Below are 24,940 nucleotides of genomic sequence, written 5' to 3' on the forward strand. Positions count from 1 at the left end.
TGGAACCGGCATCCGCCGGAACCCTGCATGCTGTCCTTTCTTGGGACGGGCATTACCGACCTTTCAGAGGCCTTCGATTGCTCCGGCAGTTGGGGGCCTTCTCTATTTGCCGGATTCCACAACAAAAACAGGAGCTTTAACATTAGCGAGCCAAGAATCAATGAGCGTATCCGCGTCCCCGAGGTGCGGCTGGTCGGCCCTGCAGGTGAACAGGTAGGCATCGTCCGTATTGATGATGCCCTCCGTCTGGCTGCCGAGTCCGACCTTGATCTCGTTGAAGTTGCACCTCAGGCGAAGCCTCCGGTGTGCAAGCTGATGGACTTCGGCAAGTACAAGTACGAGGCCGCGGTCAAGGCACGCGAAGCACGGAAGAACCAGACGAACACAGTTCTGAAGGAAATCCGGTTCCGCCTGAAGATTGACACCCACGACTACGAGACCAAGCGCGGCCATGCACTGCGCTTCCTCGGGGCCGGGGACAAGGTCAAGGCCATGATCCAGTTCCGCGGCCGTGAGCAGCAGCGTCCGGAAATGGGCATCCGCCTGCTCCAGCGCTTTGCCGACGACGTCGCCGAAGTTGGAGTGGTTGAGTCCAGCCCCCGCATTGACGGCCGCAACATGGTCATGGTTGTTGGCCCGCTGAAGAACAAAGCTGAAGCCAAAGCTGAAGCCCGACGTGCGACCCAGCGCGCTGAAGCCAAGGCGCAGAACGAAGCCAAGGCATCCGGCCGTGTCGACGTCTCCGGCGACGACCAGGCACCGCTGACGCAGTCACTGGCGGACCTGCTCCCGGAGGGGTTCGCCATCACCACCGAGCCGGAAACCGAAGCACCTGAGCAGACGCCGGCACCCGCCGTCGAGACTGCCGTGGCCGAAGCACCCGCTAAGGTAGCGGAAGCTCCCAAGCAGGAAGCGCCGAAGCAGGCGGCTCCCAAGCAGGAAGCGCCGAAGCAGGCGGCTCCCAAGCAGGAAGCGCCGAAGCAGGCGGCTCCCAAGCAGGGAGCGCCGAAGCAGGCAGCCCCCAAGGCTGCCGCGCCGGCTCCCAAGCCTGCCTCGGCCGAGAAGCCCGAAGCTGCCCCGGCAGCTGCGGCTCCGAAGCCGGCAGCGGTTCCTGCTCCGCCGAAGCCGGTGGCCAGGCCTGCTGCGCCGAAGCCCGCCGCCCGTCCTGCCCCCAAGGCAGTGCCGAAACCGGCCGGTAAGAAGACCACTTAGTCCACAGCTGCCGGAGGCGCCGTCCTCCGGCAGTCAGCAACCAGCAAGCCGCCCGCAGGGGCGGCTGCGCGATAGAGCTGCAGGCATAGCCTGCGGATACGTAAGGAGATCGGTCCCCATGCCGAAGATGAAGACCCACAGTGGTGCTAAGAAGCGCTTCAAGCTGACCGGCAGCGGCAAGCTGCGCCGCCAGCAGGCCAACCGCCGCCACTACCTGGAGCACAAGTCCTCCCGCCTGACCCGTCGCCTCGCCGGCGACAAGATCGTCTTCAAGGGCGACGCCAAGGTCATCCGGAAGATGCTCGGCATCTAATTTCCAAGTTCTTTGACTGATAGCCACCTGGTTGTCAGTCACCTGCCAAACAGCCTTCTCAGGCCGCCGGGAAACCGGCAGTAGATGCTTGGGATCAGATTTTCGAAGGAGTACGCACGTGGCACGTGTGAAGAGGGCGGTCAACGCCCACAAGAAGCGCCGGGTTATCCTTGAACGCGCAAAGGGCTACCGTGGACAGCGTTCACGCCTGTACCGCAAGGCCAAAGAGCAGCTGCTGCACTCGTTTGTGTACAGCTACGGCGACCGCAAGAAGAAGAAGGGCGACTTCCGCCGCCTGTGGATCCAGCGCATCAACGCTGCGTCCCGCGCCAACGGCCTGACCTACAACCGCCTCATCCAGGGCCTGAAGGCCGCTGAGGTTGAGGTTGACCGCCGCATGCTGGCTGAGCTGGCCGTCTCCGACGCCAACGCTTTCGCTGCGCTGGTCCAGGTTGCCAAAGACTCCCTGCCTGCTGACACCTCCGCCAAGAAGGCTGTCGCCTGACAACTGTCGGTTAACCGCACAGGGACGGTTCAGGAACGGGTGGCACCAGCCACTACAGTTCTTATATGAACGAAACCGGGCGCCCGCAAGATTCTCCACTCTCCAACCCCCGAGCTGATCGGGTCAGGGACGTGGCAAAACTTGCAGGGCGCCCGGCCCGTTTAAAGCGTGGACAGTTCCTCGCGGAGGGGCCCCAGGCCGTGCGTGAAGCACTGAAACTCCACCAGGAGCGCCTCGCCTCGGGGGCTCCCGGCCTGGTCACTGAATTATTTGCCAGCGAAGCCTGCCTTGACCGGTTTCCCGAGTTCGAGGAGCTTGCCGAGGGCACCAGTGCCCGGCTGGCCACCGACGAGGTCCTTGCAGCCATGGCGGACACGGTCAACCCGCAGGGCATCATCGCCGTGTGCCGGTTTGTTGACGTTTCCCTGGAGGAAGTGCTCGACGCCGGACCCAGCCTGATCGCCGTGCTCTGCCAGGTCCGGGACCCCGGGAACGCCGGCACAGTGCTCCGGGCGGCTGACTCGGCGGGGGCCGACGCCGTGGTCCTTACTTCCTCCAGCGTGGACATCTACAACCCCAAGGCCGTGCGTTCCACGGCGGGTTCCCTGTTCCACCTGCCGGTTGTGCTGGGTGCCGGCGTTGCCGAACTCGTGGCAGCCTGCAAGGCCCGGGGGATCGGCATCCTGGCGGCTGACGGTTACGGACAGCTGAACCTCGATGCGCTGCAGGACGAGAACGCGCGGCGCCGGCTGACCGGTACCGGTCCGGAGCCGGCCTACGACCTGGCAGCTCCCACCGCCTGGCTGTTCGGCAACGAGGCCCAGGGGCTCTCTCAGGACGAGCTTGCGCTGGCAGACCACAGGGTGGCGGTCCCCGTCTATGGGGCAGCCGAAAGCCTTAACCTGGGTACCGCCGCTACTGTTTGCCTCTATGCCAGTGCACGGTCGCAGCACACGACTGCCGGCATCCCCAACTAAAACGCTGAGCTTCCGCGAGTGCTTTGGCGGCACAAATAAAGGCCCCGGATTACCCGGGGCCTGTTGTGTATCAGTCGACGGAACATCAGGGTGCGCGGGTGGCCTTTCCGCGTCCGGTGATGGCTCCGTAGATGCCGGCAACTACCAGTCCGCCGACTATAGCGAGAATCCAGGTGCCAAGGTCGAAGAAGGCAAGATCGCCCCTGTTGAACACGAGGCTTCCGATCCAGCCGCCAACGATGGCACCCACCACGCCCAGAACAAGGCTGGTGACCCAACCGCCGCCAACCCGTCCAGGCATGACCGCCTTAACGATGGCCCCTACAATGAGGCCCAGAATAATCCAAGCAAGAAAACCCATGTCTCCTCCTTTTTGGTTACCGGGATTTAATGCCCGATGAGCCTCAAGCTAACATAACGGCACCTTGATGTCAGCAGGCTTACGGCAGGAGTGCTGATGCACGCTTGGCTCCGCGTGAATACGTATCCACTGGGCGGAACCAGGCCTGACAGGCCATAAACCGACGGACTCCGTCTGAGCAGGGTTCAGGACACGAAATGGTCACGAAGCCACAGCCTGAAGACCGCTGGCCGCCTGCCCCGAAGGGGAATCAGGCGGTCAGCGGCTTTTTGCGTTCCAGGGCGCCGCTGATGATGGCGACGCCGAAGCCAAGGACGGCCAGGACGGCACCCACCAGCGCCGGGGCCACGTAGCCCCAGCCCAGCGCGATGACGAGTCCGCCCAGGAAGGCCCCGAGCGCATTTGCGACGTTCAGCGCAGCGTGGTTCAGGGACGAAGCCAGGGAGGGTGCCTCGGGGGAGGCGTCGAGCAGCCTGGTCTGCAGCGCGGGAATCAGCATGGACCCGGCAGCGCCCACCACGAACACCATGACAAAGGCCGACCATGGCCATTGCACCGCCACGGCGTAGACCACCAAAGCCACTGCTATGGCCGGCAGCACCTTGTAGAGGGTTCCCATGACCGACTTGTCAGCCATCCGGCCGCCCACGATGTTGCCCGCCACCATGCCCAGCCCGTAGAGGGCAACCACCACGGGAATCAGCGACGACGGGATCCCCGCCACCAGCGTCATGGTGTGGGCGATGTACGTGTAGGTGGCGAAGAAGCCGCCGAAGCCCACCACGCCGATCAGGATGGCAAGCCACACCTGCAGCCGTTTGAGAGCGCCCAGTTCCCGGACAATGCTCGCATCGGGGTGGGCCTGCTGGAAGGGGACAAACCGCCACACCAGTGCCAGCGTCAGCAGCCCGATCATGCCCACCAGGACAAACAGCAGCCGCCAGCCGTACGCCTGGCCCAGCCAGGTAGCGAACGGGACACCAATAACGTTGGAGATGCTCAGCCCGGCCATCACCATCGAGATGGCCCAGCCGCGCTTCGTGGGCGGAACCAGGGATGCGGCGATGACCGCTGCGACCCCGAAAAACGCCCCGTGCGGCAGCCCGGCGGCAAATCGCGAAACCAGCATGGTCCCATAGTCGGGGGCGATGAACGATGTCAGGTTGGCCACGGTGAAGAACAGCATGAGTCCGAGCGCCAGGTGCTTGCGGGGGAGTTTCGCGCCAACCGCGGCCAGCAACGGGGCTCCCACCACCACGCCCAGTGCGTAGGCGGAAATAAGGTGCCCCGCTTCCGGGGTGGTGATTCCGAGGCCCTGCTCCACCTCCTTCAGCAGGCCCATCATGGTGAACTCGGTGACGCCGATGCCCACACCACCCATCGCAAGAGAGACGATGGCCATCGCCAGGTTGTGGGACGTGGCGGGGGTAGCCGTGGACGTTTGGAGGGCGCTGCTCATAAGCCTGCTTTTCGAAGAATTACTGGTGGGGAAGGACTGTTGCCACGGCAGCGGGGCGGACGGGCTGGAACCCTGATGGGAAACCATCACAGCCGGAGGAGTATTCCCGGCATTGGGTCAAGTACCCGGGTGCATCCATTGTCCCCCATAGAATAAAGCGGTGACTGGACTGATTCAGGTGGTGGGCGGCGCCGTAGTGGACAACTTGACGGAACCGGCCATGCTGCTGGTGGCGAGGCGCAGTGCGCCCGAGAAACTGGCGGGCCTGTGGGAGTTTCCCGGCGGCAAGGTGGAGCCCGGCGAGGACCCGGAAGCGGCCCTGACCCGGGAACTGTTCGAGGAACTGGGCATCACTGTCCGACTGGGCCCGGAACTTCCCGCTGAAAACGCCGACGGGTGGCCGCTGAACGAACGGGCGTCCATGCGGGTCTGGTTTGCGGAAATCATCCGCGGCCAGCCCCGGCCTTTGGAGGACCACGATGAACTGCGCTGGGTGCCGCTGGCGGACCCGGACGCGGTCCTTGGGCTGCCCTGGATTCCTGCGGATTTCCCGATTGTCCGGGCGCTGCTGACAACGCTGGCCGTCCCTGCCGGACCGGCATTCAGCTAGGACCTAAAGCTGGAAAAGGGACCCCTGGGTTGCCTGGCCTGTTTGTCCGCCTGCGGGTCCACTGCCCTGGGCAAGGCCGCCCGCAGGAGCCTCCGGAATGATGCCTGCCGGGTATTCCGCTTCCTCGCCGCGCGGATCGTCCAGGTCCCGATGGCTGAAACCAGCCGAATGGGAAAATCCGTGCCGCGCCTTGAAGTAGCGGACCTTTCCCGCCAGCCAGCTGCGGTACTCCTTGGACGCATAAGAGCCCGTTTCGTACAGGCGCCGGTAGCGGCCGGCCAGCTCCGGATGGTTCGCCGCAATCCACTTCATAAACCATTCACGGGTTCCCGGCTTCAGGTACAGCGCCCCGGCGGTGACGCCCGTGGCACCCGCGGCAGCCAGGGAAGCGAAAAGCGCATCCAATGCTTCGTCGCTGTCGGAGAGCCACGGGAGGATGGGCATGGCCATCACACCGCAGGGCAGGCCGGCCTCGCGGAGCCGGGACACGAGCTTCAGCCGCGCCCGGGGTCCGGGCGTGCCAGGCTCGATGGCTTCGGAAAGGGCTTCGTTGGTCATGGCCAGCGATATGCCCAGACCCACCGGCACCTGGGTGGCGGCACTCTTCAGCAACGGAATGTCCCGCGCCAGCAGGGTGCCCTTGGTGAGGATGGAGAGGGGTGTGCCCGAGTCGGCAAGGGCGGAGATGATTCCGGGCATCAGGCGGTACCGCCCCTCGGCCCGCTGGTAAGGGTCCGTGTTGGTGCCCAGTGCCACCTGCTGGCGGCACCAGGATGGCTTGGCGAGTTCCTTGCGGAGGACCTCGGCCGCATTGACCTTGACCACCACCTGACTGTCAAAGTCCAGGCCGGCGTCGAAGTCCAGGTACGTGTGGCTTTTGCGGGCGAAGCAGTAAACGCACGCGTGGCTGCAGCCCCGGTAGGGGTTGACGGTCCACTCGAACGGCATGCGCGAACCGGTGGGAACCCTGTTAAGCACCGATTTTGCGGTCACCTCATGAAACGTGATGCCGGCGAAGTCGGGCGTGGTCACCGAGCGGACCAGCCCGGCAAGGGGGAGGAGCGCCGGCACAGGGCCGCTGGCTTCCTGCGCGGGTGCCGGCACCAATGCTTGTGCGTCCCATCTCATAGACCTATTCGAAGACATGTTCGAATTTAAGTCAAGACGGCATTCCTCAGGCCGGCAGCCCTGGCTGCAGCTCCCAGACCACCGTCACGGCGGAATCCACCCTGCTTTCGCCCGGTTCAATGGCGACACTTTCCACCGCACTGGCACGCTGAATCCCTGCGAGCGGTGCCGGACCCTGCCCGGGGCTATGCTCCGTCACGGAAACTACCTGCCCCAACGTGGCTGAAGCCAGGCCGGCGAACTGGCGGGCGGCCTGGAGCGCATCCTGCCACGCGGCTGCGCGCGCCTGCTCCCTGACTGCGAAGTCATTCGAAAGGGTCAGCTGGAGGCTGTTGAGCCGGACATTGTTGCCGCCGGCCCGGACTGCGTCGGCTATGGTGCCCGATGCAGTCCCCACATCCAGAAGGCGGACACTGAGGGAACTGACGGCGATATAACCCGCAACCTGCTGGCCTTCGCCCTCGCGCCAGACCAGGTCGGCGCGCACCGTGAGGCCGGTTGTGCGGATGTCCGCGGCAGCAACGCCACGGCTGCGGAATACGTCCGCAACTGCCGCCAAATCTGCGCCCGCGGCAGAATAGGCAGCATCAACCGACCTGTCGCGGCATTCCACACCGATGGAGACCAGCATCACATCCGGGGCCGCTTCTGCCCATCCTGCCCCCGTCACAGTGACGGTGCCTGCTGCTCCAACCTGCTCCTTGTTCTCCCGGCCCATGATCAGCCCCGGCTTTCCGGAAAGCGGGTGGGCCTCCGGCCCGGCATGGACGGCCACACAGGCCTCGGGGGAAAGACCCTCCTGCGGCCCAGGTGAGCGGCGTCCACGGAAGGGTAACCTCCAGCGGCCAGGCCGGCCTGCCGTTCAAAGACGTTGGCGGTCCCCGGATTGCCGGTCCGCACGACGGACCAGCCGGCGGCAACAAAATACAGCGGGATGAGAGGGACTCCCAGGCACCAGGCGTACTGCGTGCAGTGCTTTTCCTCGTGGCGCAGCAGCCCGGGCAGGGACAGCAGGTCCTCAGCCGGGCCCCGGCAGAGCACCACGTTCCCCAGCGTAAATGCCCGGGCGAAGGGCAACTGCCACCTGTAGTCCCCGGCAAGGAGCAGGCCACGTGGTCCCTTGCTGAGGCGGGCACGTGCGGCAACTGCCACAGCCACGCCCAGCAACGTACTGCCGTTGACCAGGTTCGCGGCCTGCCTCAGCCGCTGCCCAGCGGAAAGTGGAGGTAGGGATCCCGGACGCTGCCGCAGTGTCATGAGGCCATGGTAGCCGGAGGGTTCAATTAGACTGGAGGGCAGTGGCCGCCGGTTTTGCCGGTGAGCCCTGACCTGGTCATTGAATGAACTGAAATTGAGGACATTCATCCATGACCTGCCAGTGACGGACGCGCCGCCGGGAGACCGTGCAGGGCCGCTCTGCTCGCCGGCAGCCACGACTCTTAGCTAAGAACAGTAGATGACTGAAACTTTGCCGGGCGCAGCCATTCCGAACCCCACGGATGAAGCCGCCATCAACGCCGCTGTAGACCAGGCCATCACCGCCATTGCCGGTGCGGGCACCCTTGACGACCTGAAGGCGGTGAGGCTCGCGCATACGGGAGAAAAGTCCCCGCTGAGCCTCGCCAACCGCGAAATCGGCCGGCTGCCGAAAGACCAGAAGGCGCTCGCCGGAAAACTGATGGGCGCATCCCGCGGCCGTGTCAACAAGGCGCTTGCCGACCGCACGGCAGAGCTTGAGGCAGAGAACGACGCGCGGATCCTCCTCGAGGAGACGGTGGACGTTACGGCCGCTCCGCGCCGCCGTCGTGCCGGTGCCCGGCACCCGCTGTCCACCCTCCAGGACCGCGTTGCGGACATCTTCGTGGGAATGGGCTGGGAAATCGCCGAAGGCCCCGAGGTCGAATCGGAGTGGTTCAACTTCGATGCACTGAACTTCAAACCGGACCACCCGGCCCGGGAAATGCAGGATACCTTCTTCGTGGAGCCGCCCGAAGCTCACCTGCTGATGCGCACGCACACCTCCCCGGTACAGGTCCGTTCCATGCTGGAACGCGAACTGCCCATCTATGTGCTGTGCCCGGGCAAGGTCTTCCGCACCGATGAACTCGACGCCACCCACACCCCGGTGTTCCACCAGTTCGAGGGCCTGGCCATCGACCGCAACCTCAGCATGGCGGATCTGCGCGGAACCCTGGAGCACTTCGCCCGGCAGATGTTCGGCGACGAAGCCCAGATCCGGCTGCGCCCCAACTACTTCCCCTTCACCGAGCCCTCAGCCGAGCTGGACATCTGGCACCCCGGCGCCAAGGGCGGCCCGCGCTGGATCGAGTGGGGCGGCTGCGGCATGGTCAACCCCAATGTCCTCCGGGCAGCCGGCATCGACCCGGACGTCTATTCAGGTTTTGCCTTCGGCATGGGCATCGAACGCACCCTCATGTTCCGCAATGAGGTGGGGGACATGCGCGACATGATCGAAGGCGATGTACGTTTCAGCGAGCACTTCGGGATGGAGATCTAACAGTGCGTATCCCACTTTCCTGGCTGCGTGAATTCGCAGCGGTACCGGCCGGGGCAACGGCCGAAGACGTCATGGCCGAGCTGGTCAAGGTCGGTTTCGAAGAAGAGGACGTCCACCGTCCCACGGACACCCTGCAGGGGCCCATCGTGGTGGGCCAGGTCCTGAGCCTGGTCAAGGAACCGCAGACCAACGGCAAGACCATCAACTGGTGCCAGGTCCGGGTTGTCCCCGAGGGCCAGGAACAGACCCTCACCGGCGACGGCATCGACCCGTCCGGCGTGCAGGGCATCATCTGCGGCGCCCACAACTTCGTGGAAGGCGACAAGGTGGTGGTGACGCTTCCGGGCGCCGTGCTGCCCGGTAACTTCCACATTTCTGCGCGGAAAACCTATGGCCACCTGTCGGCCGGCATGATCGCCTCTGTGCGCGAGCTGGGCATCGGCGAGGACCATGACGGCATCCTGGTGCTCTCGCGCGTCGGCCTGGACCCGGAAATCGGCACTGATGCGATGGAGCTCCTGGGCCTCTATGACCAGGCAGCGGAAATCAACGTGACTCCGGACCGCGGCTACGCCTTCTCCATTCGCGGCGTGGCCCGCGAGTACGCCCATGCCACCGGAACCACATTCACGGACCCGGCCGGCAAAGTGAAGGCCCCGGCTGAACTTTCCGGCGGCTATGGCGTCAAGATCAACGACGACGCGCCTATCTACGGCAAGCCCGGCTGCGACCGCTTCGTGGCCCGCACCGTCCGCGGCGTGGACGCCACCAGGCCAACTCCGCCGTGGATGACGTCCCGGCTCCGGCTCGCCGGTATCCGCTCCATTTCGCTGCCCGTGGACATCTCCAACTACGTGATGCTGGAACTTGGCCAGCCGCTGCATTTCTACGACCAGGAGAAGCTGTCGGGCGACATCGTGGTTCGGCGCGCCGTGCCGGGAGAGAAGCTCACCACCCTCGATGGCAAGCAGCGCACCCTTGACCCGGAGGACCTGCTGATCACCGACGCTTCGGGCCCCATCGGCGTCGCCGGTGTCATGGGCGGAGCCGCCACCGAGGTCTCGGACGCCACCTCCACGGTGCTGATCGAGGCTGCCCACTTCGAGGAAGTCTCCATCGCCCGTTCACGCCGGCGACACAAACTTCCGTCGGAGGCGTCAAAGCGCTTCGAGCGCGGCGTCGACTGGCAGGTTGCCAACATCGCCGCCCAGCGGGCAGCCGACCTGCTGGTGGAACTTGCAGGCGGCACGGCAGACGAGGCGGGAACCGACGTCGGGACTGCTCCTGATTCCGTCACCATCCAGCTCCCTTCATCCTTCGCTGCCGCCCGGATCGGCATCGATTTCACCGAAGAGCAGATCGTCACGTCCCTGGCGGACCTGGGCGCCGCAGTGGTGAAGAACGACGACGGCTGGAGCGTCACTGCCCCGAGCTGGCGGAACGACTTGGAGACCAAGGAGGACCTCTCCGAGGAAATCGCCCGGCTGGTGGGTTACGACAAGATTCCCGCCACGCTTCCCGTTGCGCCCCCCGGGCGCGGCCTGACGCGGGTCCAGCAGCAGCGCCGCCGCCTGATCCAGGCCCTGGCGGACGCCGGCCTCACCGAGGTGCTGTCCTACCCGTTCGTCTCAAAGGCGGCCAACGACACCTTCGGCATCCCTGAAGAGGGTGCTGCCCGCAGCGCCGTCAAGCTGGCCAATCCGATCAGCGAGGAGCAGGGCTTCCTGCGCACCTCCATCCTGCCCGGCCTGATCGAAGTCGCCAAGCGCAACCATTCCCGCGGCTTCCGCGACCTGGCACTCTTCGAGTCCGGCCTGGTGTTCCTGCCTGCTGAAGGGATGGGCACCGACTCCATCCCGCCACTCGGCGCCAAGCCCGCCGACGACGTGCTGGACGCGCTGTACGACGGCGTCCCGGCACAGCCCTTCCACCTCGCCGCCGTCCTTACCGGACACGATTCGCCGGCCGCCGCAGCCCATACCCCGCGGGCATGGGACTGGGCTGATGCGCTGGATATCGCACGCCTTGCCGGCGACGTCCTGGGCGTTGAAGTGGTGGTCACCCAAGGCAGCCACCAGGCATTCCATCCCGGCCGTACCGCCCGGTTGGAGCTGAGGACCGGGGAAGTGGTGGGCTACGCCGGAGAACTGCACGCCAAGCTGCTGGCTTCCTCGGATATGCCTGCCCGGTCCGTGGCCCTTGAGGTCAACGCTGACGCGCTGTTCGAGGCCGCGCCGGACGTGATTGTGGCCCGCCATATTTCCGGGTTCCCGGTGGCCACCCAGGACGTGGCTCTTGTGGTTCCGGCAGAAGTGCCGGCGGATGACGTCCTGGCCGCGCTCCGCGAAGGCGCCGGCGAACTCCTGGAGGACGTCGCACTCTTTGACGTCTACGCAGGCAAGGGCATTGAAGAAGGCAAGAAGTCGCTGGCCTTCGGATTGCGCTTCCGGGCCGCAGACCGGACGCTGACGGCTGACGAAGCCTCCGCCGCGCGTGAAAGTGCGGTAGCACTGGCCGGCGAACGGTTCGGGGCCGTCCAGCGCTAGCAGCCGTTCCGGCGGGCAGCTCCTGAAAGGGCGGGTGCATGGTGTCGCAGCTTGTGGTGCGTGCCGTCCCGCCCTTTCTGCTGCCCCGGGAAGCCGGAACGGTCCTGCCTGATGCAGAAAACATGCTTGACGGGCCCGAGCTGGCAAGGGCGCGGGCCATGGCACCGGCGGCCCGGGACCGGTTCCTGGCGGGGCGGATTGCGCAGCGGCTGTTCGTTGCAGAACTGCTGGCTGTGCCAGCCACGCATCTGACAGCCACCTACAGTTGCCTCCGCTGTGGCGCGGGACCCAATGTCAGCCACGGCCGGCCGGGTTACCTGGTGGACGGGGTGCCGGCACCGGTGGCCCTCAGCCTGTCCCGGGCGGACGGCTGGACACTGCTCGCCGCCGTGACTGCCCCCGCGCCGGAACTTCGGCTGGGAGTGGACGTGGAGGATCCGGCCCGCACCGGCTTCGACGGCTTTACGGATGTGGCCCTCACCGCTGCCGAGAAACGCACCGTAAGGCACCTCACGGACAGCCCGCTGCTTGCGGCGAGGGCACGGTTGTGGGCGCGGAAGGAAGCCTGGCTGAAGATGAACGGGGACGGACTCCGCACTGCACCGGCAGGCGTGGACGTCCTGGCGCGCCGGGAGCTCAGGGACCTCGACCCGGCTGAAAGCGGGCTGCCCGCCTACCTTGCGGCCGCCGTCGCGCTTTCCGCCTGATGCCCTTACCCCGCGGGGAGGGGTGGCAGGACTTCCTCATAAAGCCACGGGTGCAGCAACGACTCGGCGTCAAGGTCAGTTGCCCTGTCCACCGCCACAAAGAAGTCATGCGTGGAGACTGACCCGTGGCGGTGCTGCGTGAGCCATCCCTGGAGCAGGGCAAAGAAGGCGAGGTCTCCGCATGCCATCCGGACGGCGTGCACGGCCAGTGCCCCCCGCTTGTAAACCCGGTCATCGAACATGTGCTCCGGCCCGGGGTCGCCCACCAGGAGGTCCTGTGCGTCCGCCTTCAGGCGGCGCCAGGCGGCATCGGCGCGGGCGGCCACGGACATGATCCCGGCTTCCTGGGACCAGATCCATTCTGAATAGCAGGCAAAGCCCTCGTGCAGCCAAATGTCCTGCCAGGATGCGGCCGTCAGGGAATTTCCAAACCACTGGTGCGACAGTTCGTGGGCTATCAGCCGCTGCGATTCCCAGTCCTGGTCCAGATGGTTGGGCCCCAGGATGGACATGCCCTGGGCTTCCAGCGGGATTTCCAGCTCGTCCTCCGTCACCACCACCGTGTAGCCGGGGAACGGATACGGGCCGAAGCAGTTGATGAAGGTCCGCATCATGGCGGGCTGCAGTGCCAGCCCAAGCCGGGCACGCTCCGCCAGGCCGGGCGCCACCGCCACGGACTGCGGCACCTGGGCAACGTGCTTTCCCGTTTCCAGTTCCAGCAGCCCGTAACGGCCGATCTGCACGGTGGCCAGGTAGGTGGGCATGGGCTCCGCCTGCTCGTAGACCCACGTCTCCCGGCTTGAGCGGGTGGTTCGGGACTGCAGGAGGCCGTTGCAGACGGCACGGTAATGCGCGTCCGTGGTGACGGTGAACCGGTAGCTGGCTTTGTCCCGGGGGTGGTCGTTGCAGGGGAACCAGGAAGGCGCCCCGTTCGGCTGGTTGGCCACCAGGACGCCGTCGGACAGTTCCTCCCAGCCCACCTCGCCCCACAGGCCCTTCCGAGGCGAGGGACTGCCTTCGTATCGGATCTCAAGGGTGAAGGCCTGCCCCGGCTGCAGTGCAGCCTGCGCACTGACCACCAGTTGCTCCCGCCGCTGGCTGAACCGTGCGGTCTTCCGGCCGTCGAGCTGCACCTTGGTGGCCCGCAGGCCGGCCAGGTCCAGGACAATGGCCGACGTCGGCACAAGGACTACGCCGTGCAGAACCGCCCTGCCGCTGAGCCGGTTGCTGCTGACTTTGTAGTCAAGCTCGAGTTCGTAGCGGTCCACCCGGTAGGCGGTGCTGCCGGACCCGGGCAGGTACGGGTCCGCGGCTGCGCCGCCGTAGGCGGGGACAGGGCCACCGGCGGTCGATGCTGGAGAACTCATGGAAAACCTTTGGTCGCTTAGTCAGGGTGTGCCGCGGGCCCGCGCCACGGACTGACCGGATTGCCCATCCAGTACGTTGCGGCGGGGATCGTTTCGCCGCGCATCACCAGGGACGCAGGGCCCACGGTTCCGCCGGCGCCAACACTGGCCTGCGGAAGGATGACTCCGTGCGGGCCCATGGTTGCCCCGTCTTCGAGCGTAACAGTGTCCATGCTCATCACCCTGTCGTGGAACAGGTGCGTCTGCACCACGCAGCCGCGGTTCACCGTGGCATTCCGGCCCAGGGTCACCAGGTCGGCCTCCGGCAGCCAGTAACTCTCGCACCAGGTGCCGGACCCGATCTTGGCGCCCAGTGCACGCAGCCACCACACCAGGGCAGGTGTGCCGGTTGCAGCCCGGGCGAACCAGGGCGCGCTGACCAGTTCGATGAAAGTGTCCACCACTTCGTTGCGCCAGATGAAGGAACTCCACAACGGGTGCTCGCCGGGACGGATCCGTCCCACCAGGACCCATTTGGCGAGCACTGACGCGCCGGCCGCCACCGCCCCGGCCACGAGCATAACGATGCCGCTGAGGATGGCCGCCACCCCATAGTTGAAAGCCGCCGCCAGCCAGTCAAAGGCAAGCATGGTTCCGGCTGCTATTCCGACGGTGAGCATGACCGGCAGGAATCTTCCCAGCTCCCAGAGGGACCGGGCCACCCTTAGCTTCAGCGGGGGCTGGAACGTCCGGGCGTGGTCAGAGGCGATGGCGGTCCGCCGCAGCCTGACGGGCGGGCTGCCCAGCCAGGATGTGCCCGACTTCGCCTTTGCGGGGGTCGTGGAGAGGACTGCGACCAGGGAGTTCTTGGGCACGCTCCGTCCTGCGGCCGTCATTCCCGAATTCCCCAGGAAGGAACGCTTGCCGATTTTGGCGGGGGCCACCCGGAGCCAGCCACTGTCCAGTTCGTAGGAGGCAACCATGGTGTCGTCGGCGAGGAACGCCCCCTCGCCCACGGTGGTCATTGAGGGAATCAGCAGCACGGTGGATGCCTCCACGTTCCTGCCTATTTTCGCACCCAGCAGCCGCAGCCACACGGGCGTGAAAAGGCTGGCGTAGATCGGGAACAGCAGTTCCCGGGCGAGGTCCATGACGCGCTCGGTGGCCCAGACCTGCCAGCCGGTGCGGCTGCGTACCCGGTGGTACCCCTCGGTAAGCCCAATGCTCAGCAACCGGACAGCGGCGAGGACCAGCACCGCATTGGTGAGGAACCATGCCAGGGAAGAGAGCGGAAGCGCCACGAGCAGCTGTGGCAGGGCACCGGAGAGCGAGGTGCTGCCCTGGATGAAGAGGAAGGCCACCCAGAGCGCGGCGGCGGCGGACAGGTACGGGATCATGGCCAGGACGGCCGAAGCTGCCGCGAACCCGACAAACCAGAGCCGGGCGGTGACTGGGTTTTGGACAGGGGTAGCCGGCGCTGAACGTTTCGCCTTACCCTGCCGCCGGGCGGGAGAACCCGCTGCCAGATGGCCCGCTTTTACCTTGCCCACTACTGCGGATCCCGCCTCCACCTGGGCGCCGGCTCCAACGGAGGCGCCAGGCATCAGCGTGCTGCGGGCCCCTACCGTGGCCCCGGAGCCGATGCGGATGGCGCCGATGTGGACGCTGTCACCGTCGATCCACCAGCCGGAGAGATCCACCTCGGGCTCGACATTTGCTCCGTTGCCCAGGGACAGCAGGCCGGTCACCGGGGGCAGTGAATGGAGCTGGACATCCTTGCCTATTTTCGCTCCGAGCGCCCTGGCGTAGTAGGGGACCCACGGCGCACTGGCGAGGCTGATGGCCCCGGCCAGGTCCTGGATCTGTTCAGCAAGCCACAGCCGCAGATGGACCCGTCCCGAGCGCGGATACGTGCCGGGCCTTGCCCCGCGCAGCAGGAACCTGGCGGCACCGACAGAAATTGCCATCCGCCCGGCCGGGCTGACAAACACCAGCCAGGATGCTCCCACCCACCACCAGGAAACAGTGGGTGCAGCGCTGAAACCGGCCAATGCGGCCAGGATATTGTTTGCCGCCATGACGTAGGTCAGCCATCGCATGCCCACCAGGATGTGCAGCGGAACCCCCATCAGGGTTTGGAAGACCTGGGACTTCCTGGCCGTTGGCCGAATGGCGCGCCCGGGAGCCGGGACCGCAGTGCCACCGGGCCGGGATTGCCGTGCCAGCTCAACCAAGGCTCCGATCCGGGGCGTCGCGTAAATATCCGCCACCGTGATGGTGGGGTACCGCGCCCGGAGGGCGGACACCAGCTGGGCGGCTGACAGGGAACCGCCGCCATACGCGAAGAAGTCGGCATCGAGGGAGGTGACGGGACTGCCAAGGACGGCGCTCCACTGCTCCACGATCCAGGCGGCATCGTCCGGCAGGTTCAGCGGCGCGGTGTCGGCCTCTGCTGCGCCGGTCCCGGCCAAGGGCCACGGCAGGGCATGGCGGTCCACCTTGCCGCTGGTTTTCGTGGGCAGTGCTTCCACCGCCGTGAGCAGCGGAACCAGTGCTGCCGGCAGGCTGGCTGCGAGTTGGTTCCGGGCAGCGGCAAGGTCCAGTTCCTGTCCGGAAACCGGAGCCAGATAGCCCACCAGGATCTGGTTCCCGGCAGCCGTCGTCTGGACCGCAGCAGCAGCACCTGCCACCTGCGGGAGGGACTGCAGGGCCGCGTCAATCTCGCCCAGCTCAATCCTGCGCCCGCCAAGCTTCACCTGCTCGTCCGCGCGCCCCTCGAAGACCAGGCCTGCCTGCTCGTAACGAACCAGGTCTCCTGACCGGTAGGCGCGTGCCCAGCCCAGGCTCGGCATGGGCGCGTACTTCTCAGCGTCTTTGGCCGGGTCCAGGTAGCGTGCCAGGCCGACGCCGCCGATGATCAGTTCACCCACTTCGCCTTCAGCTACCGGCACCCCATGCCGGTCAACGACGGCGAGGTCCCAGCCATCCAGCGGCAGTCCGATGCGCACGGGGCCCGGCCCGCCGAGGGGTGCCGCACATGCCACCACGGTTGCCTCCGTGGGGCCGTACGTATTCCAGACTTCCCTCCCCTGCACGGCCAGGCGCCCGGCGAGCTCGGGCGGGCATGCCTCTCCGCCAAAAATCAGGAGGCGGACGTTTTCCAGGGCTTCGGCAGGCCACAGCGCTGCCAGCGTGGGGACGGTGGAAACGGCGCTGATTCCGTGGTTGATGAGCCAGGGGCCCAGGTCCATGCCGGTGCGGACCAGCGCCCGCGGAGCGGGTACCAGGCAGGCGCCGTGCCGCCAGGCCAGCCACATCTCTTCGCAGGACGCGTCGAAGGCCACCGAGAGTCCTGCCAATACCCGGTCCTGTGGGCCGAGCGGCTCGTTTTGAAGGAAGATCCTTGCTTCGGCGTCCACGAAGGCCGCGGCGGAGCGGTGCTGGACAGCGACGCCTTTGGGTGTTCCCGTGGAGCCCGACGTGAAGATAACCCAGGCGTCATCGTCGGGAACGGGGGGCCGGGCACCGGCAAAAGGAGCGGTACGGCTGGAACCGCCGGGGGTGGATACCTGGAGCAGGCCGCCGGCTTCCAGGACGCCCGCCACCTGGGCCTCGCCAAAGACCAGCCGGGCACGCTCCTCGGGATCGTCCGCGTCCACCGGAACGTAGGCCGCTCCCACCAGGAGCACGGCGAGAATGGAGACATAGAGTTCGTTGGTCCCGGACGGAATCCGCACGCCGATCCTGTCGCCGGCGCCGAACCCGGCCTGGTGCAGCCGCCTGGCCGCCGCCCGGACTTCATCCATCAACTGCGAGTAACTGAGGGAGCGGTGGCCGTCATCCAGGGCAGAAGCGTCGGGAAAACGTGCAGCAGTGTCCTGCAGGATGTCGATCAGCGTCCGGACCGGGGGAGTGGCGCCGGACCCCGGCAGCTGGGTCGGGTAGGTGCGGGCACCCGCCGAAGGCTGTTCCAGGGAAGGAACCTCACTGGCTGGCGTTGTGCTGCCCGGCGCCGGGGCGGGACGGACGTCCTCAAGGGGGACCTGCTGCTGAGTCACCCGGGCATTCTCCCTGCACCAGGTGAACGGAAGATGTCCTGAGTAACGGCCGTTCCCTTCCCGCAGGCGCGCCGTTCGCCTGCTGTTTACGTAAGGCCGGGCGCTACGGAACCAGGATCACCTTGCCGGTGGTGCGCCGCCCTTCCAGGTCCCGGTGCGCCTGGGCGGCCCTAACCAATGGATATCGGGCCCCGATTCGAACCTTGAGGCTGCCACGGGCTGCGGCAGCGAAGATCTCGTCCGAACGCCAGCGCCGTTCCGCGGCGTCCTGAAGGTGGTGGGCGATAGTGGGACGGGTCAGGAACAGCGAGCCCCCGGCATTCAGCCGTTGCGGATCCAGCGGGGGGACGGGGCCGGAGGCGGCGCCGAAGAGCACCAGCGTCCCCCGGACACGCAAGGCAGACAGCGAACCGTCGAAGGTGTCTTTGCCGACGCCGTCGTAGACCACGTCGGCGCCCGCACCGCCTGTGATCTCCCTGACCCGCTTGGAGAAGCCGCCGTACCGCAGCACGTGGTCCGCGCCGGCGTCGAGGGCCAGTTGCTCCTTTTCATCAGTGGAAACGGTGGTGACCACCTCAGCACCCTTGTCCTTGAGCAGCTGGATCAGGAGCAGGCCCACTCCGCCGGCGCCGGCGTGAACCAGGACCCTGTGCCCCGCTTCCACCTTAAATGTGGAGTTGATGAGGAAATGGGCTGTCATTCCCTGCAAGGGCAGGGCAGCAGCCGTTGCATCGTCCAGGTGCGGGGGTACGGGCAATGCCTTTGCTTCGTCAACCAGGGCGTAGTCCGCATAGCAGTTGATGCCCTCCGCTGTGGCCACCCGGTCGCCGGGGACGAAGCCGGTAACGCCGTCACCCACTTCCTCGACGGTGCCGGCGGCTTCTGACCCGGGAATGAACGGGTAGGGAACCTTGTAGGTGCCGCTGCGCTTATACGTGTCGATGAAGTTGACGCCCGCTGCCCCCACCTTCAGGAGCAGTTGGCCGGGCCCTGGAACAGGCCGCTCGGCCTCTTCATATGCCAGGACTTCCGGTCCGCCTGCCTGCCGTGCGACGATTGCGTGCGTCATTGCTCCCCTTTCCCGGCCCCGGCCTTTCCGGCTCCGGCTGCTGCACCCATCCTAGGGACAGTCCCGCCGCGGCCGACAAACCATGCATAAATATCGGCACCAATGCATAAGTATTGTTGTATAGTCGAAGGCATGACTATTTCTGTTGCAGTGTCGGGCGCCAGCGGTTACGCCGGGGGAGAGGTCCTCCGCCTCCTGGCCGGCCATCCGGACATCACCATCGGTGCCATCACTGCCCACAGCAACGCCGGGTCCCGGCTTGGCGAACTGCAGCCCCACCTGCACGGGCTCGCCAGCCGCATCCTGGAGGACACCACGGTGGAGAACCTCTCCGGCCACGACGTCGTCTTCCTCGCCCTGCCGCACGGTGCCTCCGCCGGGATCGCCGCGCAGCTGCCGGAAGGGACCGTCGTGATCGACGCCGGCGCGGACCACCGCCTGGAGGATCCCTCGGCCTGGGAGAAATTCTACGGCTCCGCGCACGCCGGAACCTGGCCCTACGGCCTCCCGGAGCTCCCGGGCCAGCGCGAGGCACTCAAGGGCGCCACGCGCATCGCCGTGCCCGGCTGCTACCCCACGTCGGCCTTGCTGGCCTTGACGCCCGGGTTCGCGGCCCACTTCCTGGAGCCCGACGACGTCGTCATCGTTTCCGCGTCCGGCACCTCGGGTGCCGGTAAAGCCGCGAAGGTGAACCTGATCGGTTCCGAAGTCATGGGTTCCATGAGCCCTTACGGAGTGGGCGGCGGACACCGCCACACGCCGGAGATCGAACAGGGACTTTCCAATGCCGCCGGCGTGCAGGTGACCGTCTCCTTTACGCCCACGCTCGCCCCCATGAGCCGCGGCATCCTCACCACGGCAACAGCCCGGGTAAAACCCGGAACCACGGCTGAGCAGCTGCGGCAGGCCTGGACCGATGCATACGACGATGAACCTTTTGTCCATGTGCTCCCCGAGGGCCAGTGGCCCAGCACCAAGTCGGTACAGGGATCGAACCACGCGGCGATGCAGCTGGCCTTCGATGCCCACACCGGCCGCGTGATCGTCACCTGCGTCATCGACAACCTCACCAAGGGAACTGCCGGCGGCGCCGTCCAGTCCATGAACATCGCACTTGGCCTGCAGGAAACCGCCGGCCTCAACCTGCAGGGAGTAGCCCCGTGACAATCACCGCACCCCAGGGATTCCGGGCCGCCGGCGTTACCGCCGGACTGAAAGCCTCCGGCAATCCGGACCTGGCACTCGTGGTCAACGATGGACCCGAAAAGGCCGCCGCAGCCGTTTTCACCAGCAACCGGGTGGCCGCCGCTCCCGTCCACTGGTCCCGCCAGGTGGTCTCCGACGGGCGGGTGGACGCTGTAGTCCTCAACTCCGGCGGTGCCAACGCCTGCACGGGGCCCACCGGCTTCCAGAACACGCACAGCACTGCCGAGAAGGTGGCAGAAGTCCTGGGCATCTCGGCCACGGACGTCTTTGTCTGTTCCACGGGCCTGATCGGCGAGCAGCTCCCCATGGACAAGATCCTCCCCGGCGTGGAGGCTGCAGCCGCTGCCCTCAGCACCGATGGCGGCCCCGCGGCCGGAACCGCCATCATGACCACCGACTCGGTGCCCAAGTCGGCGCTGTTCATCGGCACGGACGCCGACGGCCAGGAATTCACCATCGGCGGGATCGCCAAGGGCGCCGGCATGCTGGCCCCCGGGCTGGCCACCATGCTGGTGGTGCTCACCACTGACGCAGTGGTGGAGCGGGAACTGCTCGACATTGTCCTCCGCGATTCCACCCGCGTCACCTTTGACCGTGCCGACTCGGACGGCTGCATGTCCACCAACGACACCGTGGTCCTGCTGGCCTCCGGCGCCTCCGGGGCCGTACCGTCAGCCGAATCCTTCGCCGCCGGCCTGACCCAGGTGTGCGCGGAGCTGGCCCGGAAGCTCATTGCCGATGCCGAAGGCGCCAGCCATGACATCGCCATCCGGACCTTCAACGCAGCCAGTGAGGCAGACGCCGAGACCGTCAGCCGTTCCGTTGCCCGGTCCAACCTCTTCAAGGCCGCCATCTTCGGCAAGGACCCCAACTGGGGCCGGGTGCTCTCCGCGGTGGGCACCACCGATGCCGCTTTTGAGCCGGACAAACTGAACGTGGCAATGAACGGTGTCCAGATCTGCCGCAACGGCAGCATCGGGGACGACCGGAGCCTGGTGGACCTGGAGCCGCGCGAGGTCCTGGTGGAGATCGACCTCCAGGCAGGCGGAGCCGAGGCCACCATCTGGACGAATGACCTCACGCACGACTACGTGCACGAGAACAGTGCCTACTCCAGCTAGGCACCCTGGACCTTTTACCGGAACCTCTGCGGAAGTGACAGCATGAACACCCAGACGCGCGAGACCACCAGCATGTCCGACGCCCAGGCAAAGGCTGGAACGTTGATCGAGGCCCTGCCCTGGATCCAGCGCTTCGCCGGTACCACCATGGTGGTCAAGTACGGTGGCAACGCCATGGTCAATGATGAACTGCGCCGCGCCTTCGCCGAGGACATCGTGTTCCTCCACCATGTGGGCATCCATCCGGTGGTGGTCCACGGCGGCGGGCCGCAGATCAACTCGATGCTGGGCAGGCTTGGCATCGAATCGGAATTCAAGGGCGGACTCCGTGTCACCACGCCGGAAGCAATGGACGTGGTCCGGATGGTCCTGACCGGTCAGGTGGGCCGCGAGCTCGTAGGACTTATCAACTCCCACGGTCCCTACGCCGTCGGCATGTCGGGCGAGGACGGCGGCCTGCTGCGTGCCGTCCGCACCGGGACTGTCGTGGACGGCGAAGAAGTGGACCTGGGGCTGGTTGGCGAGGTGGTCGGCGTCGACCCCGCAGGCATCGTGGACATCCTCGGCGCCGGCCGCATCCCGGTGATCTCCACAGTGGCCCCGGAAATTGTCGACGGCGGCGACGGCGTGGCCGGGGCGGCCCGCTTCCAGCCCACCGGGCAGGTGCTGAACGTCAACGCGGATACCGCTGCCGCTGCCGTGGCCTCCGCACTGGGTGCCTCGAAGCTGGTGATCCTGACCGACGTCGAAGGCCTCTACGCCAACTGGCCGGACAAATCGTCGCTGATTTCCTCCCTCACCGCCGCTGAACTTCGGGAGATGCTGCCGAGACTCGAATCCGGCATGATTCCCAAAATGGCTGCGTGCCTCAAAGCCATCGACGAGGGTGTGGAACGGGCGCACATCGTGGATGGGCGCCTGCCCCACTCCATGCTTCTTGAAACTTTCACTACCGCCGGAATTGGCACCCAGGTTGTTCCCGATGAGGAGACCAACGCATGAACGAGAATCAGCAGGCTCCGGTGGTTGAGCTGGTCGAAACCCCGTTGACGGAACTCTTTGAAACCAGCGGGCACGCGGGCTCGGAGTGGCTGTCCCGCTACTCCAGCTCCCTGATGGGTGTGTTCGGCACGCCCCAGCGCGTCCTGGTCCGCGGCGCCGGCTGCCTGGTCTGGGACGCCGACGGCAAGGAATACCTGGACCTGCTGGGCGGCATCGCCGTCAACGCGCTGGGGCACGCCCATCCGTTCGTAACCTCGGTCATCGCCAGCCAGCTGTCCACCCTGGGCCACGTCTCCAACTTCTTCACCAGCCCCACCCAGATAGCCCTGGCCGAAAAGCTCCTGGCCCTGGCTCAAGCACCGGCGGGTTCCAAGGTGTTCTTCACCAACTCCGGCACTGAAGCGGTCGAGGCCGCCTTCAAGCTCGCCCGCCGCAACTCCGGTGGCAGCGACACGAAGCGGACCAAAATCATTGCCCTCGAAGGTGCCTTCCACGGCCGCACCATGGGCGCCCTTGCCCTGACAGCCAAGGAAGCCTACCGGGCGCCGTTCGAGCCGCTGCCCGGCGGTGTGGTGCACATCCCGTTTGGCGACGTCGAGGCGCTCAAGGACGCTGTTGACGAGACCGTGTCCGCAGTCTTCCTGGAGCCCATTCAAGGCGAGGCGGGCGTGCGCCCCCTGCCGCCCGGCTATCTCCGGGCAGCGCGGGAGCTCACCGCCAGGGTGGGCGCCCTGCTGATCCTTGACGAGGTCCAGACCGGCATCGGCCGCACCGGTAAGTGGTTTGCCAGCGAGGACTCCGGAATCATGCCCGATGCGGTCACGCTCGCCAAGGGCCTCGGCGGCGGTTTCCCTATCGGTGCCCTCGTCACGATGGGCGGGCAGACGTCGTCGTTGTTGTCAGCAGGGCAACACGGCACCACGTTCGGCGGGAACCCGGTAGCGACGGCGGCCGCCCTCGCCACACTGCACGCAATCGAAAACCAGCAGGTCCTGGCCAACGTCATTGCAGTGGGGGAGCACCTTCGCTCTGCGCTGGCAGGACTCCCCGGCGTCACCGAGGTCCGGGGCGAGGGGCTGCTGATCGGCTTCGACCTTGATGCCGACGTGGCGCCGGCCGTAGTACAGGCGGGCCTGGACGCCGGTTTCATCGTCAACAGTCCGGGACCGCGCACCATCCGCCTGGCACCGCCGCTGGTCCTGACCACGGCACAGGCAGACTCGTTCATCGCCGCCTTCCCGGCGATCCTCCAGACAGCTAAGGACGCATCGTGACCAGCGCAACCCGGCACTTCCTCAAGGACACCGACCTCAGCCCCGCCGAGCAGGCAGAGGTCCTGGAGCTTGCGGCGCGCATGAAGGCCGCGCCCTACAGCATCCAGCCCTTCGCCGCCGACGGAGGCGGCCGCAAGACAGTCGCGGTGATCTTTGACAAGACCTCCACCCGGACCCGGGTCTCCTTCGCCACGGGCATTGCGGACATGGGCGGCAACGCCCTCATCATCAACCCGGGCGAGGCACAGATCGGCCACAAGGAATCCGTGGAGGACACCGCGAAGGTCCTGGAACGGATGGTGTCCACCATTGTCTGGCGCACGGGACCCCACGCAGGCCTTGTGAAGATGGCGGAAAACTCGAAAGTGCCCGTAATCAACGCGCTGTGCGACGATTACCATCCCTGCCAGCTCCTCGCAGACCTGCTGGCGGTCAAGGAGCACAAGGGCGAACTCAAGGGGCTCACCATGAGCTACCTCGGCGACGCCGCCAACAACATGGCCAACTCCTACCTGTTGGCCGGGGTTACCGCCGGAATGCATGTCCGCATCGCCGGGCCGGAAGGCTACCTTCCTGCCACGGACATTGTCGCTGCCGCCCGGGAGCGCGCCGCGATGACCGGGGGCTCGGTCCTGATCACCACGGACGCGGCCGAGGCGCTGCAGGGCGCGGACGTGGTGGCCACGGACACCTGGGTGTCCATGGGGCAGGAAGCGGAGAAGGAAGCCCGGATGCAGCTTTTCCGGGACTACGCCGTGGATGAGGCCGCCATGGGGCAGGCAGCGGATGACGCCGTCGTGCTTCACTGCCTGCCCGCTTACCGTGGCTACGAAATCTCGGCAGGCGTCATCGACGGCCCGCAGTCCATCGTCTGGGACGAGGCGGAAAACCGGCTGCACGCCCAGAAAGCCCTGATGGCCTGGCTCCTGCACCAGTCCAACCTGGCATTCGTCGACGGTCTTTCTCCCGTTGAAGGCACAGGGGAGAGCACGTTCTAGTGTCCGCCCAACCCGTGTCCCCGGGCTCCAGCCCGGCCACCAAGACTGCCCGCCAGGCGCGCATCACCGCCATCCTGACGGGCCAGTCAGTGCGGTCGCAGGCGGAGCTGGCGGCACTGCTCGCGGATGACGGCGTCCAGGTCACCCAGGCAACCCTGTCACGGGACCTGGTGGAACTGGGGGCAGTCCGGGTGCGCGGGAAAGAGGGCGTCCTGGTCTACGCAGTTCCCGGCGAAGGCGGCGAACGGGCCGCGAAAAGCGGGATCAGCCAGGAAATCCTGGACGCGAGGCTGGCCCGGCTTTGCAGCGAACTGCTGGTGACGGCCGAAGCCTCGGCCAACATCGTGGTCCTTCGGACTCCGCCCGGTGCCGCCAATTTCCTGGCCCTGGCAATCGACCACTCGGTGATGCCGTCCATCCTGGGCACCATCGCCGGTGACGATACCGTGCTGCTGGTGTCCCGGGACCCGCTGGGAGGCCCTGACCTCGCGGCCCGCTTCCTGCAACTGGCCGAGGAAGCCGGGCAATAA

The 24,940-nt window shown here is 66.4% G+C and carries 22 protein-coding genes; 14 read left to right on the forward strand and 8 right to left on the reverse strand.

Translation table 11 applies throughout. From position 1 onward, the window contains the following. The first annotated feature begins 183 nt into the window (after positions 1–183). From infC to NXY83_RS07700, 4 genes are all read left to right on the forward strand, one after another. Entirely contained in the window at positions 184–1,212 is a 1,029-nt protein-coding gene (gene infC / locus NXY83_RS07685) for a translation initiation factor IF-3 (protein WP_258805490.1), read from the forward strand. A gap of 118 nt (positions 1,213–1,330) precedes the next feature. After that, on the forward strand, positions 1,331–1,525 hold the full coding sequence (rpmI, locus tag NXY83_RS07690) for a 50S ribosomal protein L35 (protein ID WP_009358635.1): 195 nt from the start codon (positions 1,331–1,333) through the stop codon (positions 1,523–1,525). 118 nt (positions 1,526–1,643) lie between these two features. After that, positions 1,644–2,030 carry a 50S ribosomal protein L20 gene (gene rplT, locus NXY83_RS07695; RefSeq protein ID WP_102976206.1) on the forward strand — a complete coding sequence of 129 codons (387 nt, stop codon included), beginning with the start codon at positions 1,644–1,646 and terminating at the stop codon, positions 2,028–2,030. Between the two features lie 65 nt (positions 2,031–2,095). Continuing rightward, positions 2,096–3,007 carry a TrmH family RNA methyltransferase gene (locus NXY83_RS07700; RefSeq protein WP_258805491.1) on the forward strand — a complete coding sequence of 304 codons (912 nt, stop codon included), beginning with the start codon at positions 2,096–2,098 and terminating at the stop codon, positions 3,005–3,007. A gap of 85 nt (positions 3,008–3,092) precedes the next feature. Here the strand turns inward: NXY83_RS07700 and NXY83_RS07705 are convergent, their stop codons facing one another. Together NXY83_RS07705 and NXY83_RS07710 are read right to left on the reverse strand one after the other, a co-directional pair. Next, complete coding sequence (locus NXY83_RS07705) at positions 3,093–3,368, reverse strand: GlsB/YeaQ/YmgE family stress response membrane protein (RefSeq protein ID WP_258805493.1); 276 nt, start codon at positions 3,366–3,368, stop codon at positions 3,093–3,095. A 250-nt stretch (positions 3,369–3,618) separates the two neighbouring features. Next, positions 3,619–4,827: an MFS transporter gene (locus NXY83_RS07710; protein ID WP_258805494.1), complete on the reverse strand. Its 1,209-nt coding sequence runs from the start codon at positions 4,825–4,827 to the stop codon at positions 3,619–3,621. A gap of 160 nt (positions 4,828–4,987) precedes the next feature. Between NXY83_RS07710 and NXY83_RS07715 the strand changes: the two genes are divergently transcribed. Continuing rightward, the gene (locus NXY83_RS07715) at positions 4,988–5,437 is read left to right on the forward strand and encodes a (deoxy)nucleoside triphosphate pyrophosphohydrolase (RefSeq protein WP_258805495.1); all 450 of its coding nucleotides are present in this window, start codon (positions 4,988–4,990) and stop codon (positions 5,435–5,437) included. A gap of 3 nt (positions 5,438–5,440) precedes the next feature. Here NXY83_RS07715 and NXY83_RS07720 read toward each other — a convergent pair whose 3' ends face one another. Genes NXY83_RS07720 through NXY83_RS07730 form a run of 3 tightly spaced genes read right to left on the reverse strand, consistent with a single transcriptional unit; the run spans position 5,441 to position 7,822 of the window. After that, entirely contained in the window at positions 5,441–6,565 is a 1,125-nt protein-coding gene (locus NXY83_RS07720; protein ID WP_258805496.1) for an Rv2578c family radical SAM protein, read from the reverse strand. Positions 6,566–6,611: 46 nt separating this feature from the next. Beyond that, positions 6,612–7,283: an SIMPL domain-containing protein gene (locus tag NXY83_RS07725; protein WP_258805497.1), complete on the reverse strand. Its 672-nt coding sequence runs from the start codon at positions 7,281–7,283 to the stop codon at positions 6,612–6,614. Positions 7,284–7,285: 2 nt separating this feature from the next. Beyond that, positions 7,286–7,822 (reverse strand): hypothetical protein, encoded by a 537-nt coding sequence (locus NXY83_RS07730; protein ID WP_258805498.1) that lies wholly within the window; start codon positions 7,820–7,822, stop codon positions 7,286–7,288. Between the two features lie 199 nt (positions 7,823–8,021). Here NXY83_RS07730 and pheS point away from each other — a divergent pair, with 199 nt between their 5' ends. From pheS to NXY83_RS07745, 3 genes are read left to right on the forward strand one after another with little or no spacing between them, the layout of a single operon-like run. Next, on the forward strand, positions 8,022–9,083 hold the full coding sequence (gene pheS / locus NXY83_RS07735; RefSeq protein WP_258805499.1) for a phenylalanine--tRNA ligase subunit alpha: 1,062 nt from the start codon (positions 8,022–8,024) through the stop codon (positions 9,081–9,083). A 2-nt stretch (positions 9,084–9,085) separates the two neighbouring features. Then, the gene (gene pheT, locus NXY83_RS07740; RefSeq protein WP_258805500.1) at positions 9,086–11,629 is read left to right on the forward strand and encodes a phenylalanine--tRNA ligase subunit beta; all 2,544 of its coding nucleotides are present in this window, start codon (positions 9,086–9,088) and stop codon (positions 11,627–11,629) included. Between the two features lie 38 nt (positions 11,630–11,667). After that, a complete protein-coding gene (locus NXY83_RS07745; RefSeq protein WP_258805502.1) occupies positions 11,668–12,336 on the forward strand; it encodes a 4'-phosphopantetheinyl transferase family protein in 669 nt (222 codons plus the stop codon). 5 nt (positions 12,337–12,341) lie between these two features. Here the strand turns inward: NXY83_RS07745 and NXY83_RS07750 are convergent, their stop codons facing one another. The 3 genes from NXY83_RS07750 to NXY83_RS07760 all read right to left on the reverse strand — a co-directional run bounded on the left by NXY83_RS07750 (position 12,342) and on the right by NXY83_RS07760 (position 18,809). Next, positions 12,342–13,703: a M1 family metallopeptidase gene (locus tag NXY83_RS07750; protein WP_258805504.1), complete on the reverse strand. Its 1,362-nt coding sequence runs from the start codon at positions 13,701–13,703 to the stop codon at positions 12,342–12,344. A 17-nt stretch (positions 13,704–13,720) separates the two neighbouring features. After that, positions 13,721–17,656, reverse strand: a complete 3,936-nt coding sequence (locus NXY83_RS07755; protein ID WP_258806105.1) for a Pls/PosA family non-ribosomal peptide synthetase — start codon at positions 17,654–17,656, stop codon at positions 13,721–13,723. Between the two features lie 187 nt (positions 17,657–17,843). Continuing rightward, a complete protein-coding gene (locus NXY83_RS07760) occupies positions 17,844–18,809 on the reverse strand; it encodes a quinone oxidoreductase family protein (RefSeq protein ID WP_258805505.1) in 966 nt (321 codons plus the stop codon). Between the two features lie 132 nt (positions 18,810–18,941). Here NXY83_RS07760 and argC point away from each other — a divergent pair, with 132 nt between their 5' ends. Genes argC through NXY83_RS07790 form a run of 6 tightly spaced genes read left to right on the forward strand, consistent with a single transcriptional unit; the run spans position 18,942 to position 24,940 of the window. Further along, complete coding sequence (gene argC, locus NXY83_RS07765; protein ID WP_258805506.1) at positions 18,942–19,973, forward strand: N-acetyl-gamma-glutamyl-phosphate reductase; 1,032 nt, start codon at positions 18,942–18,944, stop codon at positions 19,971–19,973. Continuing rightward, positions 19,970–21,136, forward strand: a complete 1,167-nt coding sequence (argJ, locus tag NXY83_RS07770; protein ID WP_258805507.1) for a bifunctional glutamate N-acetyltransferase/amino-acid acetyltransferase ArgJ — start codon at positions 19,970–19,972, stop codon at positions 21,134–21,136. Before argC ends, argJ begins: the two co-directional genes overlap by 4 nt. 42 nt (positions 21,137–21,178) lie before the next feature. After that, positions 21,179–22,138 carry an acetylglutamate kinase gene (argB, locus tag NXY83_RS07775; protein WP_258805508.1) on the forward strand — a complete coding sequence of 320 codons (960 nt, stop codon included), beginning with the start codon at positions 21,179–21,181 and terminating at the stop codon, positions 22,136–22,138. Beyond that, positions 22,135–23,412, forward strand: coding sequence for an acetylornithine transaminase (locus NXY83_RS07780; protein ID WP_258805509.1), 1,278 nt, complete (start codon positions 22,135–22,137; stop codon positions 23,410–23,412). The genes argB and NXY83_RS07780 overlap by 4 nt, the downstream gene beginning before the upstream one ends. Next, positions 23,409–24,410 (forward strand): ornithine carbamoyltransferase, encoded by a 1,002-nt coding sequence (gene argF, locus NXY83_RS07785; protein ID WP_258805510.1) that lies wholly within the window; start codon positions 23,409–23,411, stop codon positions 24,408–24,410. The genes NXY83_RS07780 and argF overlap by 4 nt, the downstream gene beginning before the upstream one ends. Then, positions 24,410–24,940 (forward strand): arginine repressor, encoded by a 531-nt coding sequence (locus NXY83_RS07790; protein WP_258805511.1) that lies wholly within the window; start codon positions 24,410–24,412, stop codon positions 24,938–24,940. Before argF ends, NXY83_RS07790 begins: the two co-directional genes overlap by 1 nt.

The sequence above is a fragment of the Pseudarthrobacter sp. NS4 genome (assembly GCF_024758005.1).
Taxonomy (GTDB): Bacteria; Actinomycetota; Actinomycetes; order Actinomycetales; family Micrococcaceae; genus Arthrobacter.